The 556-nt window shown below is 23.0% G+C and carries 1 protein-coding gene; it reads right to left on the reverse strand.

Annotation, left to right across the window (positions count from 1 at the left end; all coding sequences use genetic code 11):
* Positions 1 to 226: DUF6978 family protein (locus CD150_RS13160; protein WP_438829869.1), on the reverse strand; the 226-nt coding region annotated here is incomplete at its 3' end.
* Between the last annotated feature and the right edge of the window lie 330 nt (positions 227 to 556).

A 556-nucleotide genomic window follows, 5' to 3' on the forward strand; every position in this document is an offset into this window, starting at 1 on the left:
AGTTAATACGTAGTAAATTTAAGTTGTATTGTGACTCTCTAAAATTTAACGTTATTTTCCCAGGTTTAACAAAATAATTTAAAATAAAAGAAGTTTCTGATTTAGAAGAAGTGATATTTATATAACCTTTGCAATTTTCTTCTAATTTAATATTGTGTTTTACTAAAATTTCTTTGGTTAAATTTAATAATAACCCAGCTTCTTTATCAGTTAATTTTATATCCATCCCTCAAACTCCAATCTTCATGCAATTAGTTGACAATCAATTATTAGGCAATGCTATTAATTATTAACTTAATTGTACTATACCTAAAAAATAAAGGTGATAACAAAAAGTTATGATTAACAGTATTATATGTGAAATCAACTTATATTTAGAGGTGAATTAAATACAATTATTAAACATCAAACGAACAACTATACGTAAATTGATTTCTCGATGCAGCACAGAGTGAATGTCAGATTCATGTATGTTAAACAAATACATAGATATTAATAAATTGAAAAAATATATATTTATTCTTTGTTTTGTTAATGACTTTAATAGTTTCTATAA

It is taken from the genome of Staphylococcus ureilyticus, assembly GCF_002902235.1.
Taxonomy (GTDB): Bacteria; Bacillota; Bacilli; order Staphylococcales; family Staphylococcaceae; genus Staphylococcus; species Staphylococcus ureilyticus.